Genomic DNA, 17,992 nt, shown 5'->3' on the forward strand with positions numbered 1-17,992 from the left:
TGGTATCAAATAAATAAAAATACCATGAACGAAGAAGATATAATGACCATGCCCAGGATCGGCGATCAGGCTCCGGATTTTGAAGCCATGACCACTACCGGTCCCATGAAGTTTTCAGAATACATCAAAGACAGCTGGACCATACTGTTCTCCCACCCGGCTGATTTCACGCCCGTTTGCACCACAGAAATGAGTGGATTTGCCCTGGAACAAAATTTCTTTGATGAGAAGAAAACCAAGTTGGTGGGATTGAGTATCGATTCTATCCATTCCCACATCGCCTGGGTCAATAATGTCAAAAAGAACACAGGTGTCTTGTTTGAGTTTCCCATCATCGCAGACATTGACATGAAAGTATCCAAAAAATACGGCATGCTACAGCCGGGCGAAAGTGAGACCGCTGCTGTTCGGGCTGTGTTTTTCATCGACCCTAACGGGAAAATAAGATTGATCATGTACTATCCTTTGAATGTAGGAAGGAATATGGATGAAATTAAAAGGTCGCTTGTGGCTTTACAAACGGCTGACAAATACAAAGTAGCCATGCCTCTGGATTGGCGGGAAGGAGATAAAGTCATTGTTCCCCCGCCAAAAACAGTAGCTGAAATGCAGGAACGTGAAAGCAGTGATTTGGAAATGGTAGATTTCTACCTGGCCAAAAAAAGCATTTAAAATCGATCAGCCATAAAATAAACAGGCAGGCCTGAAAAATGGCTTGCCTGTTTAATTAAAAATGCCCTTGTTTTCCAAAAGAAATTCAGCTACAAATTGATTCACTTATATAAGGGTTGCAAACCCTGATTATCTAGATCCGACATGGCAAATGTCGAATAGCACGATTTTTTACCAGGACAAAATCTTTAAATCAGGCAAATACTTAAAATGGATATCCCGGGTGACTAATGGTAAATTGTGTTCTTGCGCAATAGCCGCTATCCAAATATCATTTTCAGGTATTGGTGTACCTTTAATTTTTAAATACGCTTTTAACCGGCTATAAATTAAAGCGGTCCGTTCTCCAGCATTTAAAACCATCGCAATTTTCAAAAATGTTTTAATCTGATCATAATGAAAAGCCTTTCGACCAGAACATTCTCCTAAATACAACTCCCCTAATGCAAAAACGGGGAGGTAAACCGTTTTAGAATTACTGATTCCATCAGCTACACTCCGCTGCCCTTTTAGTAAATCAATACCGATATTTGTATCGAGCAAGCAGGGATCATTTCCAGTCTTCATCATGGATTTTTTCACAACAGGATTTTATTGTTTTCTCCATTTCTTCCCCTTCTTCTTTGGTCAAAACCCCTAAAAGATCATAAACAGATGGCTTCTGGACTTCTTTCTGCTTTTCCTTTTTCAATAAAGATTCCAGCTTACCAATGATCTTTTCATCACTAACCGATAACAGATCCTGTATAAAATTTAGTTTTCTGGTAGATACGTCCATTCTTTTTACGGATTTATTCTAATGATGTAAATATAACATTTTTATGGTTATACTTAGTTTCCTTAATTCGTTCCCTCCTACCAGAGGAATCCCAGCCATCCGGACAATGAGTGCTGGCCAGGCTCAGGCAATTCCGGCTACAAATACTAACGGTTTTACTTTTCCCCAAGCATACCCAGGTCAAAATCCACACGTCGCGCCTTCCTTTTATCATACAATTCATCAAAAACCTCTTTTCTCAATGCGCTATCCCCGGATTTTTTGTGCCATAGCTCCTCCCCTGCCAGGACAATGCCTGCCTCATGGAAATCCAGCAACTGGTCATAGGGCCCTCTGCTTCCCATCAGCTTGACCAGAATGGGTGCCATCTCTATCATGACAAACAAAAAAATTATCATCCAGTTGGCCCAATAAATGGCCGTATTTTTCAAAGTCAAATCCCTGAAAGCCTGTAACCGGGCTGCCAAACCATCATACGCATCCAGGGAGACCATCTGGTTTTGAAATTCCTGTTCCTTCAATACATTGATTTTCCTGATTTCCGCTTCCAGATCCTCAATCCTGCCCTCATTCAGCTTCTGGGTATATTGGTAATCCTGCTCTGCCTGATCCAGTTGCTCTTCTTTCTTCTCAGCATTGATACCTATGCCAGCAAGCCCCGTGGTCCCATCCGTTTTTACGCCAAATCTTTCCTGATCATACTCCACCTGCTTCTGGTTCCGGAAATCCTCCTTGGCGGCAATCCCAGCCCTGAGGCTTTCAATCTTACTTTCCAGGTCATTGATTTCCGGATACCCTGCTGCTATTTTTTCCCTACTATTTTCGATTGTAGCCAGACGCTGTTCATCCAGTTCTCTGTTGATTTCCTTTTCAAAAATCCGTAACTCCAATGGTTTGGCAATAACCAGCGCGATCAACAAAGCCAAAACCAATCGGGGAAGGGCTTGTTTGAATTCCGGAAAAAATTGATCCTGCTTTTTTAGGGTTGAAACAATATACCGATCCAAATTAAAAATCATCAAAGCCCAGATCAAAGCAATTCCCAAAATCACCCAAAACGATGAAAAAACGGTAGACAAGGCATAACTTACAGACAGGCCTGCAAAAATAGCCGTAAATAGCACAGTTGCCCCAATTCCTATGAACCTGTTTGTACTTGCAGGACACCTCCGGACCAATGGCAGGTAAGCACCAGAACAAAAAATCAGGAATTTTTCGAAATTATTCATGAATAGATTAATGTTTAGCGGAATTCATTTCAAAACGCATACCATGCCTGCTTGTGTATAGATGTGAGAAAAACAATTGTCATTCAAAAAAGGATTAAAACCATAACGTATTAAAAATCAAATTATTACAATTATCTTTTCTGATAAATGACTGGGATTACAGGATTGAATCATGCTATGGATGGCAGATTTTAATCCCCAAATCGATTCAAAACTCAGTTCTGTCCGCTTTTTGTGTTCGATTTTGAGACGGTACATGTTGCTATCTGGTTTTAATATTCAAATTATTATAGTAGTTTAGACCTGCATTATAAACCAAGCCATGAAAAATTTCTTCTATCTATTCCTATTGTATTTTATTAGCAACTCTCTGGCATTTGCCCAGGACCCTACCCGGTTTTCTGATCAGGTAAGCCAAATTTCCAAAGATTATCCGGTTTCTGATTACCAATCTTCAGTAGTTTTTACCGGTAGCTCCACTATCCGGATGTGGAAAAGTTTGCAGCAGGATTTTCCGGGAGAAAGAATTGTAAATGCTGGTTTTGGGGGATCTCAGGCAAGTGACTTGCTGCATTATCTGGATGAGCTTGTACTGGATTACAAACCGGAAAAGGTATTTATATATGAGGGAGATAACGACATATCTGCAGGTAAGTCCACAGAAGAAATCATCACTACTTATAACCTGATCGTAGAACAAATTGAAAATGAGTCGCCAAATACCGAAATCGTCCTGATCAGCGCCAAGCCCAGCGTGGCCAGGTGGAATCTGGCTGATGAATACATTGCCCTGAATGCAGCCATGAAAAAGTATGCCCGTGGAAAGAAAAAAGTAAAGTATGCTGATCTGTGGAAGCCGATGTTAAATTCAGAAAAGAAACCAATGGAAGATATTTTTTTAAAGGACAACCTGCACATGAACGAGAAGGGATATGCCATCTGGGCCGAAACCATCGGCAAGTTTTTGTAATTCAACCCTGAATCCGGTTTAAGCATATGCTTAAACCCGGCTACATCCTCGCTGCACATTCCTCTCGTCATCGCGATGGTCCCTGAGCGGAGCCGGACTTCGACAGGCTCAGCCTAAAAAGGGAGCGATCCGAACTGGAGCGGGAACATAAGAAAATCGAAAAAAGGACAGAAAGATCGGATATGCGTACACGGATAACTACAGACTTCCGCATGCGCCCGGCATTTTAACGAGATTCGATTATGTTCAGGTTGGCACCCTGCCGAAGACGTGTTTGTTAACTAGCTGAAAATCAACACGATAAAAACCCACATCGTCATCCCCATTTCTGCGTTTTTTAAAATGTTAGGTCTACCGATGACGTATTAAATTCCGATTTTATAGAGGAAAACCACCGAAAAAATTAATAGAAATCGAAGATTCATATTTATATACGCAAAGAGCATAGGCCCGACAAAAAACCGGGGGTGCGGCAGGTTTGCGGGGGGAAGGATTTTTTTGTCTTGATTTCCTGCCTGCCGGCAGACAGGTTTGGTTCTTTTGCATCAGGGCAAAAGAACAGATAATTAAAGGAATAATAGTTGCTTTCGAGGCATAATCCTGGTACCACGAACACCTCTATATTGCAAAAAACCCATCCTCATCCCGTTTTTTGCGTATAAGAAAAGGTAATTCTCGTGGTGACGACATCCACCGTCATCGCAATATCCGTGTTTATAAAATATTAGGTCTCGGGATGAGGATTTTAATATAAAAGTAGGTAGACCTAACCTTATTTATCATCCTCAAATCCACTTTCAACTGCAAAAAACAATTGGACTTTGATTTTGTATCCTTAACTTTGTAGGAAATTTAACAATTAGGTAATATTAAATTAATATATGCTTAATCTTAAAGCCCCCTGCACTATCTGTGACTTTGTACATCAGTACCTGAAAAACCAGCCGATTAGCCTTTCAGGAATTAATATTCGGCTGGCATGAGTTATAAAATTTTACTGTTTTTTTTTGTGGGACTTCCCCATTTTGCATTTGCTATTCAAGGAGAAAACGACTCTATCCCTCAACAAGGAATAAGCTATGGTTCCAGGGGATTTCAATTTTCTTCCTCCGATGGGAAATACCAGCTAAATTTTGGAGGAAGGCTTCAGTTTCGTTTTGCTACCCCCAGTGACCAGGACCCCATCACCTTTGACGATTTTTTTGAACAAAAACAAAACCTGTTTAAGATAAATCGGGCCAGACTAAAGGTTGGGGGGCATGCCTACCAGCCCTGGTTAAAATATTATTTTGAATATGAACTGGGAGCTTCGAGGTTACTGGATTTCCGGGTGATGGTGGAAAAATGGCCCTTGTTGAATTTTAAAATAGGGCAATGGAAATCAGAATATTCCAGGGAAAGGGTGATTTCGAGTGGTAACCAGCAAATGATGGAGCGGTCCATTATCAATAGACCATTTACACTGGACAGGCAACAGGGTGCCAGTATATATGGCAGATGGGATGGAGGCGGTTTGGCTGATTTTAATTATAACCTGATGGTACTGACGGGGGCCGGAATCGGAGCCAGAAACAATGATGACGAAAAATTAATGTATTCAGGGCGGTTGCAGTGGAATATCCTTGGAGAGGGGGTAAAGATGTCTGGATCTGCCTTAACTTTTTATAAAACCCCGGTCGCATCGCTTGCCTGGGCGGGAGCGACCAATACCAGCCAGTATACCAGGTATTCTTCTCAGGGAGGTGGGCAGCTAGTGGGTTTTGAAGAAAATACTCCTGGTCGCTATAAAATGGACCAATACCTGCTGGAAAGTACGTTTAAATATAAAAATTTTAGTTGGCACAGTGAATTTCACCGTAAAAATATCCTTGACAAGCAACTGCAGGAATTGACAAAATTGCATGGCTGGTTTGTTCAGGGCGGTTTTATTCTGAATCCTCAGGCGATTGTTAAGAAGAAGCCCCTGTTCGAATTGGCTTCCCGATATGCCTTTTATCAGCCAAACCGCGCACTTCAAATGAACAATGAGGAGGAAATTTCATTGGCTTTCAACTGTTTCTTCAGCGGCCACCAAAACAAACTAACTGCCGACATTACACATTTTGATTTTGAGGAAAAATCCGTAAACCGTGAAGCGAGCGGCTGGCGGTTCAGGATACAGTATGATTTTTCATTTTAACTGCCTAAAACCACTTCCGGATTTGGATAAAAGGCCGGCAGTCTGTTTATTTGCATAAATTTCAGGTGACTGATTTATAAAGAAGAGGTGAGAGAACAGGCTCAGCGAACCTCTGGCAACCTTCCGGGAACAGGAAAGGTGCCAATACCTGCCCATTAGGGACCGATAAATTAGGCTTTATGACACAATATTCATTATTTCAACTTCCCCTTAGTTTTTCCAATCCGAACAGCTTAATCTCCCGGCAGGTGTTTACCCATGACCGGCAGGGATTTGTTATATCTTGTAATCCAGAAAATACAATTCATGTCAGATAAAAATTTTGAAACCCAGGCCGTCCGTATCAATGCTTCCTCTTCTGATCAAAGGGAACATTCCGCTCCGATTTACCTGAGCTCCAGTTTTGTTTTTGATTCCGCAGAGCAAGCCAGACAAATGTTTGCCGATGAGATTCCCGGAAACATTTACTCCCGTTATGCCAACCCCAATACCAGTGACCTGATTGAAAAAGTCTGTGCTGCAGAAGGAACAGAAAATGGTGTTTGCACTGCCTCGGGTATGGCTGCCATGTTTGGAAGCATGGCTTCCTTATTACAACAAGGGGATCATATTTTGGCGGCAAGGTCCCTTTTTGGATCTACCCATCAATTATTGACAAGGGTTTTTCCGAAATGGGGCATTTCCCACACCTATGGTGATATATCCGATATAGCCAATTGGGAAAAACTACTCCGCCCCAATACCAAAATGATATTTATCGAAACCCCTTCCAATCCGGGGCTGGAGATCATTGACCTTGAATTCATTGCAAATTTCGCCAATGCCCACAACCTGATTCTGGTGGTAGACAATTGTTTTGCCACCCCTTACCTGCAACAACCCGCCAAATGGGGGGCACATATCGTTACCCACAGTGCCACCAAATTTATCGACGGGCAGGGAAGGGTGCTCGGAGGACTCATTCTTGGTAAAAAGGAGTTGATTGATGAGGTACAATTTTTCATGCGGCATACCGGTCCCTCGCTTTCTCCCTTTAATGCCTGGGTTTTGGCCAAGAGCATGGAAACACTGGCGGTACGTATGGACCGGCATTGTGAAAATGCTTTAAAAATAGCGCAGTATTTTGAAGGTAATGCGGAAGTAGAAATGGTGAAATATCCCTTTCTCCCCTCTCATCCCCAATACCAGCTGGCAAAAAAGCAAATGCGACATGGAGGAGGTATCATCACACTCACCCTTAAGGGAGGCTTGGCCAGAGCCAAAAGATTCATTGATCAATTGCAAATGATAACAGTAACGGCTAATCTTGGCGACAGTAGGAGCATCATCACCCATCCCGCATCCACCACCCATAGTAAACTCAGCGAGGAAGAAAGGGAAAGAGTAGGAATATTGAATGGTTTGGTAAGGCTGTCCGTGGGCTTGGAACATGTGGACGATATCATTCTCGATATCGAACGGGCACTGGAAGGGTCAAAAGCATAAATTCGGGAGTGGCGTCCAAACACCTGTTCTCTTCAACAATAAAGTGGGAGCCTGTCCATAATAAACTCCTGAATTTCCCTTTGTTTAGGCCTGATCTGACATTAGGAGAGAATTCCTTTGACAAGCTTACCGTGTACATCTGTTAGCCGGTACCGCCTGCCCTGGTGTTTGAATGTCAACCTTTCGTGGTCCACCCCAAGCAGGTGTAAAAGGGTAGCCTGAAAGTCGTGAACATGGACAGGGTCACGGACCACATTGTATCCCAGATCATCCGTTTCTCCATAGGAGATACCCTTTTTCACCCCAGCTCCGGCCATCCACATGGTGAAGCAATTGGGATGATGGTCCCTGCCGTAATTCTCCGGGCTAAGCCTGCCCTGCGAGTAACTGGTCCTGCCAAACTCTCCTCCCCAAATCACCAGGGTATCTTCCAGCATACCCCGTTGTTTCAGGTCACGAATCAGGGCGGCTGTTGGCATATCCATGCTTTGTGACATGGTTTGAATGTCCTTGGGTAGGTTACCATGTTGATCCCAACCTTTGTGGTATAGCTGGATAAACTTCACGTCCTTTTCGGCCAGTTTTCTAGCCAAAAGGCAATTGGCGGCATAAGTTCCCGGCTGGTAGACATCCGGTCCGTACATATCCGTAATGTGCTTTGGCTCATCAGTAATATTCATGGTTTCGGGCACAGAGGTCTGCATGCGGTAAGCCATCTCGTACTGCGCGATTTTGGCGTTGATTTCTGCATCCTGAGATTGGGCAAATTCCAAATCATACAATTTTTTTAAATGATCCAGGTAATTTCCGCGGTCCCTGCCGGAAATACCCGGAGGATCATTCAGGTACAGGACCGGGTCCTTACCCGAACGAAACTGAACACCCTGATGCAAGCTGGGTAAAAAACCATTGCCCCATAACCGACTGTAAACCGGTTGCGCTCCCTGCTTACCCTGTGAAAGCAATACGCAAAATGCCGGAAGGTTTTCATTTTCTGAACCCAAACCATAACTTACCCAGGAGCCAATAGAAGGCCTTCCAGGTTGCTGGGAACCTGTCTGAAAAAAGGTGATCGCCGGATCGTGGTTGATGGCCTCTGTAAACATGGATTTGATCATACAAATCTCATCTGTGATTCCGGCTATGTGCGGCAAAAGCTCGCTTACCCAGGCACCAGAGGCCCCATGTTGTTTAAAATCATATACCGAACCTACCATGGGTATGGATTTCTGTCCGGCAGTCATTCCGGTGAGCCGCTGTCCCTGCCGTACGCTATCCGGCAATTGCTCCCCATTCCTTTTTTTCAGTTCCGGCTTATAATCAAACAACTCCAACTGTGAAGGACCACCACTTTGAAACAAATAAATGACCCGTTTGACTTTGGGAGAAAAGTGTGTTCCCAGCGGATCATTCAATGCTTCGATACTGTTCGCTTTCAGATCCAAAGGACCAATCAGGGAAGAAAGGGCCAGCCCGCCCAAACCAAGCCCTGTTTTACTCAAAAATTCCCTTCGGGAATAGCTGTTGGTGTGTTGGCATAAGTGATACATGCTTGCTTTTTTACTTTTTGGTATAAAATTCGTAGTGGTTGAACAACAGGCTGGCTACCATGGTCATGGCCGCAGTTTTTTCAGCTGGAATTCGGGTATCTACCGGATATTCTCCCACGGCCAGCAAATCGCGGGCTGATTCCAAATCATTCCCAAAACGCTCCATTTCAGACCGGTACATACTGCCCAACACCTCTAGTTCTTCCTTTTCCGGATCTCTTCCCAACGAATTCCTTACACCCACCACCAACTGCTGCTCCAATTCATCGGATTGAAGCATCTTCTCTGCGAGTACCCGGGCTGCCTCAACTACCTGCGGATCGTTCATTAGCACCAGCGGCTGCAGCGGGGTATTGGTTTCCTGCCGGGACACCTGGCACTCCTCCCGGTTAGGCACGTCGAAAGTAGTCATTGCCGGAGGTGGGGCAGTACGCCGAATAAAGGTATACATGCTCCTTCGGTATAAATCTTCACCGGTGTCTTGTTCATAATTGTACAGGAAATAAGAAAATTCGCCTTTTTCCTCCCAAAGACCTGGAGGCTGATACGGTTTTACGCTGGGGCCTCCTACCTGGTGTACCAATAAACCACTTGATTTTAGGTAATTGTCCCGTATAAACTCACCCTGCAACCGGCTCCGTGGAGCCCTTGCCAACAGCACATTGTCCGGATCCTTTTCCAACAAGAGTGCAGTCGGCTCTGAGGACTGCCGGTATGTTGCAGACATGACCATCTTTTTTATCAGGTATTTTACATCCCAGCCGTTTTCTATAAAGTCCACTGCCAACCAATCCAGCAATTCGGGATGACTGGGCATTTGCCCCTGGCTGCCAAAATCATCCACAGTGGGTACGATGCCCCTGCCAAATATGCGGTACCAATACCGGTTTACCGTTACTCTGGCTACCAGGGGGTTTTCCGGACTAGTAAGCCATTTGGCAAGGCCCAAACGATTATTTGGCCATTCAGGAGAGAATCCAGAAATCACTTCGGGCACGGCCGGCTGCACCTCCTGTCCCGGCGCATCATAAGCACCTCGTTCCAACAAAAAAGTCTTCCGTGGCGATGCACTTTCCTGCATGACCATCACCTCCTCTATTCCTTCCATCAATTTCAACTTTTCGGCCCGCCAATCGGAAAGGGAATCACTTATTCCTTGCAGTTTGGCATTGTCCCAATAATTACTGTGAACAAGCGCCGCAGGCTTACCGGACATCGCTTTTCCAGCGGCTTCAGAAAAAACCCAGGCCACTTCCCACTCAGTCAGTGCCCGGTCATAAATCCTTAAATCCGAAAGGCTGCCGGTATAAATCCCATCATCCCCGCTAAAAACCCGGTAACTTCTGGCAAGACGCAGTGCTTTTTTCACTACAGTGTAACTTGTATTAACGGGAAGAATGCTTTTGTACAAATTGTCCTTTTCGACCTTATTTTCCGATTCCTTTCCGTTAATAAAAATCCTTAGCCCGCTGCCCTTTCCTGATCCATCATAGGTGAATGCAACATGGGTCCATTTTTTTGATGGCAGCTTCAGACCACTCCTAACATGAAGGGCATTGTGCGGAAGTGCATGGATTAATTGGACGTTAATTTGATTTAAACTATCCAGGTACAATTCATATCCTCTCCAATACGTATTTTTATTACCAATATTTCCCAGAATAAACCGATAGGGCTCAATGGTTTCCGGATTGATCCATATGCTGTATGAAAATCCCCTGTCCATTTCGAAAAGCCCGGTTTCCGGAATTTCAATGATGTCATAATCGGCCTTGAACCGCAAGCCACCTTTTTCGAGGCTGGGGCCGGAAACCGGTTCGGGATTCCCGGACACCCTGGCCTCCAAATGCTTGTCCAGAGAGCTTGTCAATTCATTTTCATGGGTAGCCAGGGGAAATTGGGCAACCAATCCTTTTTCCAGGGTTTTGGGCGGCACATTCCTAGTGGTTTCAGGTATTTGACTGGCCAACGCTGTTTTCTGCCTGGATTCCAAAGCCAGGATTTTTTGTTTGATCCGGGCAATTTCCTGGTCTGTTTTTTCGTCGGAAAAAAGCATCATAGGGCCGGCATTTTTGTCGTCACCGGTCATGCCCACTTCGTCTATATTGTTATAAAAAGCTGCTAAACTAAAATAATCTTTTTGAGAAAGCGGGTCGAATTTATGGTCGTGGCATTTTGCACATTCCATGGTCAGGCCCAAAAAAGCCTTGGCAGTTGTCTCAGACCGGTCAAAAACATATTCCAACCGGTACTCCTCATCAATGATCCCACCTTCAGCTGTCATTTGATGGTTCCGGTTAAAAGCTGTTGCCAACACTTGTTCCTTTGTCTGCTCCGGCATCATGTCTCCTGCTATTTGCCATTGGATAAACTGGTCATAAGGCATATTTGAACGGAAAGCTTCTATAACCCAATCCCTCCAGGGCCACATCATCCGGATACCATCCGCATGCAATCCGTGTGAATCTGCATAACGGGCCACATCCAACCAGTCCAGGGCCATCCGTTCGGCATAGGCATCTGAAGCCATCAATTCATCCACTATCTCTTCATAGGTGTTTTGCGAGGGATTTTTAACGAACCGTTCCACCATCTCCCAGTCAGGCGGAAGTCCCGTTAGGTCAAAAGCCAGCCTTCTTATCAAGGTAGTTGCTGTTGCCTGGGCTGAGGGTGACAATCCTTCCTTGTCCAATCTATCGAGAATAAAGGCATCCAGTTCATTACTGATCCAGGCTGGATTTTTTGGAACTGGAGGCGGTACTTTTTTGGGTGGAAGATAGGCCCAGTGGTCCTGGTACTCGGCTCCCTGCTCGATCCAGCGAATCAGAATCGCTTTTTCCTGATCTGATAAAGACAAATTGGATTCAGGAGGGGGCATTCTAAGAAAAGGGTCTTCTGCTAAAATGCGGTGAAAAACTTCACTGCTTCCAGGTTTTCCGGGAGAAATGGCTTTTTCCATCCACCGGTCCTGCAGGGTTTTGTAAGCGCCTTCCTTTGTATCCAGCCGTAACCCTGCCTCGCGTGTATTGGGATCCGGACCATGACAGGAAAAGCAACGGTCGGACAAAATGGGTTTCACATGCAGGTTATAGGAGATTTGCTCCGGAATATTTTTCTTCTCCAGACGAACAGCCTCAGGTACATTTGGGCTGCAAGCCAAATGTAAGAAAGCACAAATAAGCGGTGCGAAAAAAACGAACCATTTATTGCGAAATAAACCAAGGATAGAAAACATGCAGGATATACTGGTACACCTGCTAAAATAAGAAAAAGTTTGGTTCCTGGGTAAGATTATAAATAATTTTATTTGTAATCACCCAATTCCCCCTACTATCCTTATGTCAAGTCATGCCTGAACCTACGCGTAATCAACTGGGATCTTTCAGCTACATCAATCGTTCAAAACACCGCAAATAGCAATATAATTTTTGGTGCCTTGACCTATCTTAAAATCCAATAAGCCTTTTACTCTCATTCAAACGATGACATGAGACTTGATGCCAACTTTTTTATTCCGACCCAGCTTCTTCAGACAACTTCACCGGTTTGTCGTTTTCAAGCTGGGTACTTACCACAAAATAGGGGCCTGTGATGACCTCCTGGCCCTCCTGCAAGCCTTCCAAAATTTCTATGTTCTCAAAATCAGAAATTCCGGTCTTCACTTCCTGAATCCTGGCCACTTCTCCATCTTTCAAAAAAACCAACTCCTTCAGGTTTCCATCCAACGGCCCGGAAGTAAAAGTTTGGTCTGCCCTGGTAGTCACCGCAGCCAGAGGGATAGAGAGCACATCTTCCTTTCTTTCTGTAATGATTTCCACACTAGCTGTCATCCCAGGTCTGAATGGAAAAGGATTTTCATTGGTAATCAATTCCTTGTACGAATCATTTAAAATCCTAATTCTCACCTCAAATTCTGTAACCGCATCAGCACTTGCTTTTTCATTGGCAGAATTGGCTATTGCTGTGACAACTCCGGTAAATTTTTTCCCACTAAAGGCATAGGAATCTACATCAATCAAAGTAGTATCGTGCATACTGATACGAACAATGTCATTTTCATTTACGTTTACCCTCACTTCCATGCGGGATAAATCCGCAATCCTGAGCATCTCCGTTCCCGCCATTTGAGCCGTCCCAACTACCCTCTCGCCCTTTTCTACCAATAAGCTAGAAACCGTTCCATCTGTGGGTGAGTAAACATTGGTCAAACGGAGGTTTTCAGAAGCTTCCTCCACCGAAGCTTGCGCACTTTTAACAATATATTCAGCTGCCAGGACCGTTTGCCTTGCTGCTTCCAGGTCATTTTCGGCAGTCAGAAAATCGGCTTTGGCTTGTTCAAAATCAGCATCAGATATAACTTTATCCTCATAAAGCTTACTATTCCGGTTAAAAGCCAATTCTGCCCGGTTGAATTGCGCTTCAGAACGCTTCAAGGTGGCTTTTGATTGTGCCAAATTGGCCATTTGTTGATTGAGATTGGCCTGTGCCCTGTCCAGTGCTGAAATAAAATTATCAGGTCGTATTTTGACCAAAAGATCTCCTACACTTACAGAATCACCTTCATTGACATTCAGTTCTATGATCTCACCAGCCACATCGGGACTCATTTTCACCTCTGTTTCGGGTTGAACCACTCCTGATGCACTGACTTTTTCTACAATTGCTTTTTTGGACACCTTTCCTACCTCCACCGCTATCGGTTTTTCGCCGCCCACCCATCCGGCATTTTTGGCGACGACTGTAAAAACCACCAATACAGTCACAACTGCCAATAAGATAAAAATTAATTTATTTGCCTTTTTCTTTGCCATTATTATATCTGATTAAAGTGAAAGTGGGTTTCCTAGGTAAAAATCAAGAACTTTGGTGCGGAATACATATTCATATTTGGCAGTTACCAAATCTGCCTGTGCATTGAAGAGATTGTTTTGGGCAACCTGAAAATCTACGGCATTGATTGCCCCCACCTCAAATCTTTGTTGGGCCATGCGGAAAGCTTCCTGCAGGGCTTCTACCCGCAGCAGAGAACTCCGGTACGATTGCTTTGCTGCATAGGCTGATGTATAGGCGGTTTCTATTTCCTGTCGCAACAGGTTTTTGGTTTCAGTTTCCTGGATTTCACTTAGCCGCTTCTGCACCCTTGCTCTTTGTATCCCGGCCCTATTCCTGAAATTAGAAAATACCGGAATGCTCAATTGTAAATTGGCAGATTGAGAAAGATTGTTTTCAAATTGACTCAAAATTGGATCTACAGTGCCAAAATTGGCTTGATCAACGTAGTTTGAAAACACATTGGCACTTAAATTAAGGCTTGGGGCAAAAGCCCCTTTGGCGATGCGAACACCAAGTTCCGCTGCCTCGACCCCCAATTCCGCTGCCTCCACTTGCGGGAGATAACCAGATGCCACGCTGTAGATGTGTTCAACTCCTCTATTGTCAATTTCCAACCCTTCCACTTCCAGTTCAGGAACAATGATGTCAAATTCATCGGTAAAAGGCAACTGAAGTGACTGGGAAAGATTTAATCTGGCAATTCTCAGGTTGTTTTCCGCATTAATTACCTCTAACTCATTAGTAGCCATTTGTGCCTGCAGATCGAGTTGGTCTGCGATGGGTATGGAGCCTGCCTGGACCAATCTGCTAGTCCTTTCCAATTGGTCCCTGCTGGTTTGCAATTGTGAATTGGCAATATTCAACTGCTCCTTTGAAAAAGCCACATTGATAAATAAATTGATGGTATTTAGTGAGATATCATTCCTGCTGGCTTCAACATTAAGTCTGCTGGTCTTTGTATTGATTTCTGCTTGTTTAATACTATTATTAATCTGCCCGCCTGCAAATAAGGGTACATTTGAACTTCCTGAAATGTTGACATTCCCTATCCTTCTGGTTTCAAAATCGTTGGTCACCGGGTTAATGGACCTGCCCCAACGGTACCCAGAAGATGCCCCCATCGAAAAAGAGGGTAAACGTTGCCCCTGAGTCTCCAAAAGACCTGCTTCTGCATTCAGGAGATTCAGTTCAGCTCTTTTGAGATCCAAATTGTTTTCCAACGCGATGGCCACACTTTGCTCAAGTGTTAATTTGCCTGTTGTTGCCTGCCCAAACCCTTCTATAGACAAACAGCAGGCACAAAAAATAAAACCCAAAACATTTTTCATAAATTAAGCGAATTTGAAAGATAAGGGAAGGATTTCAATTAACAGAAAATTCAATTATAAAGTTAGTAAAACTTTACATGATTACTCAAATTTAGTGCTAAAGAAATAATTTTCACCAAGTAAACATCTAATCGAAGAATTATCAACTAATAGCCTTATTTTTTAATTAATTTTAACGTGATAAGAAAAAAGTTAAAAAAAATTTGTTCGTTTTCGAACATATCGCTGTACGATTATGAGACAATTTATATTGAACCCTAATGGCGTTTATGAACATATTGATACCATACCTGCCAACAGGGCATTTCTTTTTGGAGATGGTATTTTTGAAACGATGGTGTATTCGGAGGGAGAAATCCGATTTTGGAAAGATCATTTTGAAAGGTTATCAGCCGGAATAGAATGTCTTAAAATACAACCATTCACCTATCCCAATATTCACCTGGTAAATGACCTGGTCAAAAATCTTCCGGGAGATCAGTCCACCTACAGGATAAGGTGGAATATTTACAGAAGCGGAATAGGAAAATATAGCCCAACTGAAAAAGGACATGCTGAGTGGCTGATGTTAACAGACTTTCAACCTGCTCCAAAGGTTAAAAAAGAGGCCTATTTCTGTGCTTCCATCAAAATTCCACCTTCACCATGGGCCAATTGTAAAACCTTAAATGCCCTGCCCTATGTAATGGCAAACCAGGAAAGAATGGATAGGCAAATGGATGAGGTTATCCTGCTGGACCTTAACGGATGTATATCCGAAGCAGGGAGTTCCAATTTGTTTTGGGTAAAAAATGGGATATTCTTTACCCCATCTCTGGAGAATTATTGTATCGCAGGTGTGGGCAGAAAACAAATCCTGCAAAAATTAAAAGAAACGGGAAAAGATTGTCAGGTTGGGTCCTTTCATCCCAAAGACCTCTTAAACGCAGATCAGGTTTTTGTCAGCAATATTGCCGGCATCAGCTACATTGAAAAAATAGAAGGCCGACAATACGATTGTCAGCCAATAGACGAAATTGATTCCATTTTTGAAATGCCCTGAAAATTTCTAAACCCTATACAGATACTGCTGCTTTGATGTGGGGATGAGGGTCGTAATTTTTCAATATGATATCCTCATAGGTAAAGGAGAATATGTCCTTAACCTCAGGATTAAGCTCCAACCGGGGCAATGGCTTGTAGTCCCTGCTCAATTGCAACCTGGCCTGTTCCAGGTGATTGTTATACAGGTGAGCATCTCCAAAGGTATGGATGAATTCACCGGGTTTGAGATCACATACCTGGGCAACCATCATTAAAAACAAGGCATAGGAAGCAATGTTAAAGGGCACCCCTAAAAACACATCTGCACTTCTCTGGTACAATTGACAGGAAAGGTGTCCATCAGCTACATAAAATTGAAAAAGCAAATGACATGGAGGAAGGGCCATTTGATCTACATCCGCCACATTCCAGGCACTCACTATCAATCGCCGGGAATTGGGATTGGTTTTGATCTGATGGATCAGGTTTTTGATCTGATCAATTTCCCCTCCCTTTCCATCGGGCCAGTGTCGCCACTGGTAGCCATAAACGGGTCCAAGATCTCCCTTATCATCAGCCCACTCGTCCCAAATGGATACTTTGTTTTCCTTCAGGTAAGCAATATTGGTGTCTCCATTGAGAAACCAAAGCAGTTCGTGAAAAATGGATCGGGTATGGCATTTTTTGGTAGTGACCAGAGGAAAACCTTCTGACAAATCAAAACGCATCTGATAACCAAAAACGCTTCTTGTTCCTGTTCCTGTCCTGTCTCCCTTTTGAATACCATTATCCAGGATATGTTGTAACAGTTGATGGTATTGCTTCATTGTAAAATCGATTAACTGTAATGCGCTTTATAATAATGGAGGTATTCACCTGAGGTCACTCCTTTTAACCAGGGCTCATTTTCCAAATACCAATCCACGGTTTTTTCAATTCCTATTTCAAAGGTAAGGCTTGGTTCCCATCCCAGTTCAGTATTGATCTTTTTTGCATCAATGGCATAACGAAGGTCATGACCCGCCCTGTCCTTCACGAAGGTGATTAATTTGGCCGACTCACCTGCTGACCTGCCCAATCTTTCATCCATGATTTTACACAGCAATTCTACAATAGCGAGGTTTTTCCATTCATTAAAGCCCCCTATATTGTAGGTCTCGCCAGGTAAACCGTTATGAAATACCTCATCTATGGCTCTTGCATGGTCTTCCACATACAGCCAGTCTCTGACATTTTCCCCTTTTCCATACACCGGCAAAGGCTTTTTCTCCTTTATATTATGGATACAAAGCGGAATGAGTTTCTCCGGAAACTGGTTGGGTCCATAATTATTGGAACAATTGGAAATGACAGTTTTCATACCATAGGTATTGGCATAGGCCCTTACAAAATGATCTGAAGATGCCTTTGAAGCTGAATAGGGAGATTGGGGATCATATGGGGTGTCTTCCGTAAAGTACCCTCCATTATCCAGGGAACCATATACCTCGTCTGTAGAAATATGGTAAAAAAGGTGGTTCCCCAGGTCTTTCCAGAAATTCCTGGCTGTATTCAACAGGTTTACGGTTCCCATCACATTGGTTTTGACGAAGGCAAGGGGATCCGAAATGGAACGGTCCACATGAGATTCAGCAGCCAAATGGATCACATCTGTAATCTGAAAGTCATTGAAGACCTTTGCCAATAATTTCTCTTCATTGATATCTACCTTGGAAAAAACATAATTGTCCTTGTCCTCTATGTCCTTCAGATTTTCCAGGTTTCCGGCATAGGTAAGGCAATCGAGGTTTATGATCCGGTATTCCGGATATTTATTCACAAAAAGTCTGACAACATGGGAGCCAATAAAACCAGCCCCACCAGTAATCAAAATCGATTTTTTCATAGGTTTTAAAATTAAAATGACTGGACTTCACAAAAGTCCTAAAGCTTTCACAAAGCCCAA

The 17,992-nt window shown here is 43.5% G+C and carries 14 protein-coding genes and 1 riboswitch; of the genes, 5 read left to right on the forward strand and 9 right to left on the reverse strand.

All coding sequences use genetic code 11. From position 1 onward, the window contains the following. Positions 1 to 24: 24 nt before the first annotated feature. Positions 25 to 672, forward strand: a complete 648-nt coding sequence (locus G9Q97_RS04745) for a peroxiredoxin (protein ID WP_246255420.1) — start codon at positions 25 to 27, stop codon at positions 670 to 672. 171 nt (positions 673 to 843) lie between these two features. Here the strand turns inward: G9Q97_RS04745 and G9Q97_RS04750 are convergent, their stop codons facing one another. The 3 genes from G9Q97_RS04750 to G9Q97_RS04760 form a co-directional block, all read right to left on the reverse strand. After that, entirely contained in the window at positions 844 to 1,242 is a 399-nt protein-coding gene (locus G9Q97_RS04750) for a type II toxin-antitoxin system VapC family toxin (protein WP_166143692.1), read from the reverse strand. After that, positions 1,223 to 1,450 carry a hypothetical protein gene (locus G9Q97_RS04755; RefSeq protein ID WP_166143694.1) on the reverse strand — a complete coding sequence of 76 codons (228 nt, stop codon included), beginning with the start codon at positions 1,448 to 1,450 and terminating at the stop codon, positions 1,223 to 1,225. The genes G9Q97_RS04750 and G9Q97_RS04755 overlap by 20 nt, the downstream gene beginning before the upstream one ends. A 155-nt stretch (positions 1,451 to 1,605) precedes the next feature. After that, complete coding sequence (locus G9Q97_RS04760) at positions 1,606 to 2,679, reverse strand: DUF4407 domain-containing protein (protein ID WP_166143696.1); 1,074 nt, start codon at positions 2,677 to 2,679, stop codon at positions 1,606 to 1,608. A gap of 322 nt (positions 2,680 to 3,001) precedes the next feature. On the opposite strand from G9Q97_RS04760, the gene G9Q97_RS04765 reads away from it, so the two are divergent. The 3 genes from G9Q97_RS04765 to G9Q97_RS04775 all read left to right on the forward strand — a co-directional run bounded on the left by G9Q97_RS04765 (position 3,002) and on the right by G9Q97_RS04775 (position 7,313). After that, positions 3,002 to 3,649 carry an SGNH/GDSL hydrolase family protein gene (locus tag G9Q97_RS04765; RefSeq protein WP_166143698.1) on the forward strand — a complete coding sequence of 216 codons (648 nt, stop codon included), beginning with the start codon at positions 3,002 to 3,004 and terminating at the stop codon, positions 3,647 to 3,649. A 979-nt stretch (positions 3,650 to 4,628) separates the two neighbouring features. Next, positions 4,629 to 5,828: a porin gene (locus G9Q97_RS04770; RefSeq protein ID WP_166143700.1), complete on the forward strand. Its 1,200-nt coding sequence runs from the start codon at positions 4,629 to 4,631 to the stop codon at positions 5,826 to 5,828. Positions 5,829 to 5,899: 71 nt separating this feature from the next. Continuing rightward, a riboswitch (SAM riboswitch) is annotated at positions 5,900 to 6,000 on the forward strand. A 134-nt stretch (positions 6,001 to 6,134) separates the two neighbouring features. Continuing rightward, complete coding sequence (locus tag G9Q97_RS04775; protein ID WP_166143702.1) at positions 6,135 to 7,313, forward strand: trans-sulfuration enzyme family protein; 1,179 nt, start codon at positions 6,135 to 6,137, stop codon at positions 7,311 to 7,313. A 101-nt stretch (positions 7,314 to 7,414) separates the two neighbouring features. On the opposite strand, the gene G9Q97_RS04780 is transcribed toward G9Q97_RS04775, so the two are convergent. From G9Q97_RS04780 to G9Q97_RS04795, 4 genes are all read right to left on the reverse strand, one after another. Continuing rightward, the gene (locus tag G9Q97_RS04780; RefSeq protein ID WP_166143704.1) at positions 7,415 to 8,863 is read right to left on the reverse strand and encodes a DUF1501 domain-containing protein; all 1,449 of its coding nucleotides are present in this window, start codon (positions 8,861 to 8,863) and stop codon (positions 7,415 to 7,417) included. Between the two features lie 10 nt (positions 8,864 to 8,873). Further along, positions 8,874 to 12,023 carry a DUF1553 domain-containing protein gene (locus G9Q97_RS04785; RefSeq protein WP_246255421.1) on the reverse strand — a complete coding sequence of 1,050 codons (3,150 nt, stop codon included), beginning with the start codon at positions 12,021 to 12,023 and terminating at the stop codon, positions 8,874 to 8,876. 349 nt (positions 12,024 to 12,372) lie between these two features. Next, complete coding sequence (locus G9Q97_RS04790) at positions 12,373 to 13,674, reverse strand: efflux RND transporter periplasmic adaptor subunit (RefSeq protein WP_166143708.1); 1,302 nt, start codon at positions 13,672 to 13,674, stop codon at positions 12,373 to 12,375. 12 nt (positions 13,675 to 13,686) lie between these two features. Next, positions 13,687 to 15,024: a TolC family protein gene (locus G9Q97_RS04795; RefSeq protein ID WP_166143710.1), complete on the reverse strand. Its 1,338-nt coding sequence runs from the start codon at positions 15,022 to 15,024 to the stop codon at positions 13,687 to 13,689. 235 nt (positions 15,025 to 15,259) lie between these two features. On the opposite strand from G9Q97_RS04795, the gene G9Q97_RS04800 reads away from it, so the two are divergent. Next, entirely contained in the window at positions 15,260 to 16,066 is an 807-nt protein-coding gene (locus G9Q97_RS04800) for an aminotransferase class IV (protein WP_166143711.1), read from the forward strand. A gap of 13 nt (positions 16,067 to 16,079) precedes the next feature. Here the strand turns inward: G9Q97_RS04800 and G9Q97_RS04805 are convergent, their stop codons facing one another. After that, the gene (locus G9Q97_RS04805) at positions 16,080 to 16,874 is read right to left on the reverse strand and encodes a thymidylate synthase (RefSeq protein WP_166143713.1); all 795 of its coding nucleotides are present in this window, start codon (positions 16,872 to 16,874) and stop codon (positions 16,080 to 16,082) included. Positions 16,875 to 16,885: 11 nt separating this feature from the next. Then, the gene (gene rfbB, locus G9Q97_RS04810) at positions 16,886 to 17,932 is read right to left on the reverse strand and encodes a dTDP-glucose 4,6-dehydratase (protein ID WP_166143715.1); all 1,047 of its coding nucleotides are present in this window, start codon (positions 17,930 to 17,932) and stop codon (positions 16,886 to 16,888) included. Positions 17,933 to 17,992 lie beyond the last annotated feature (60 nt).

This window comes from Cyclobacterium plantarum (assembly GCF_011290685.1).
Lineage (GTDB): Bacteria > Bacteroidota > Bacteroidia > Cytophagales > Cyclobacteriaceae > Cyclobacterium > Cyclobacterium plantarum.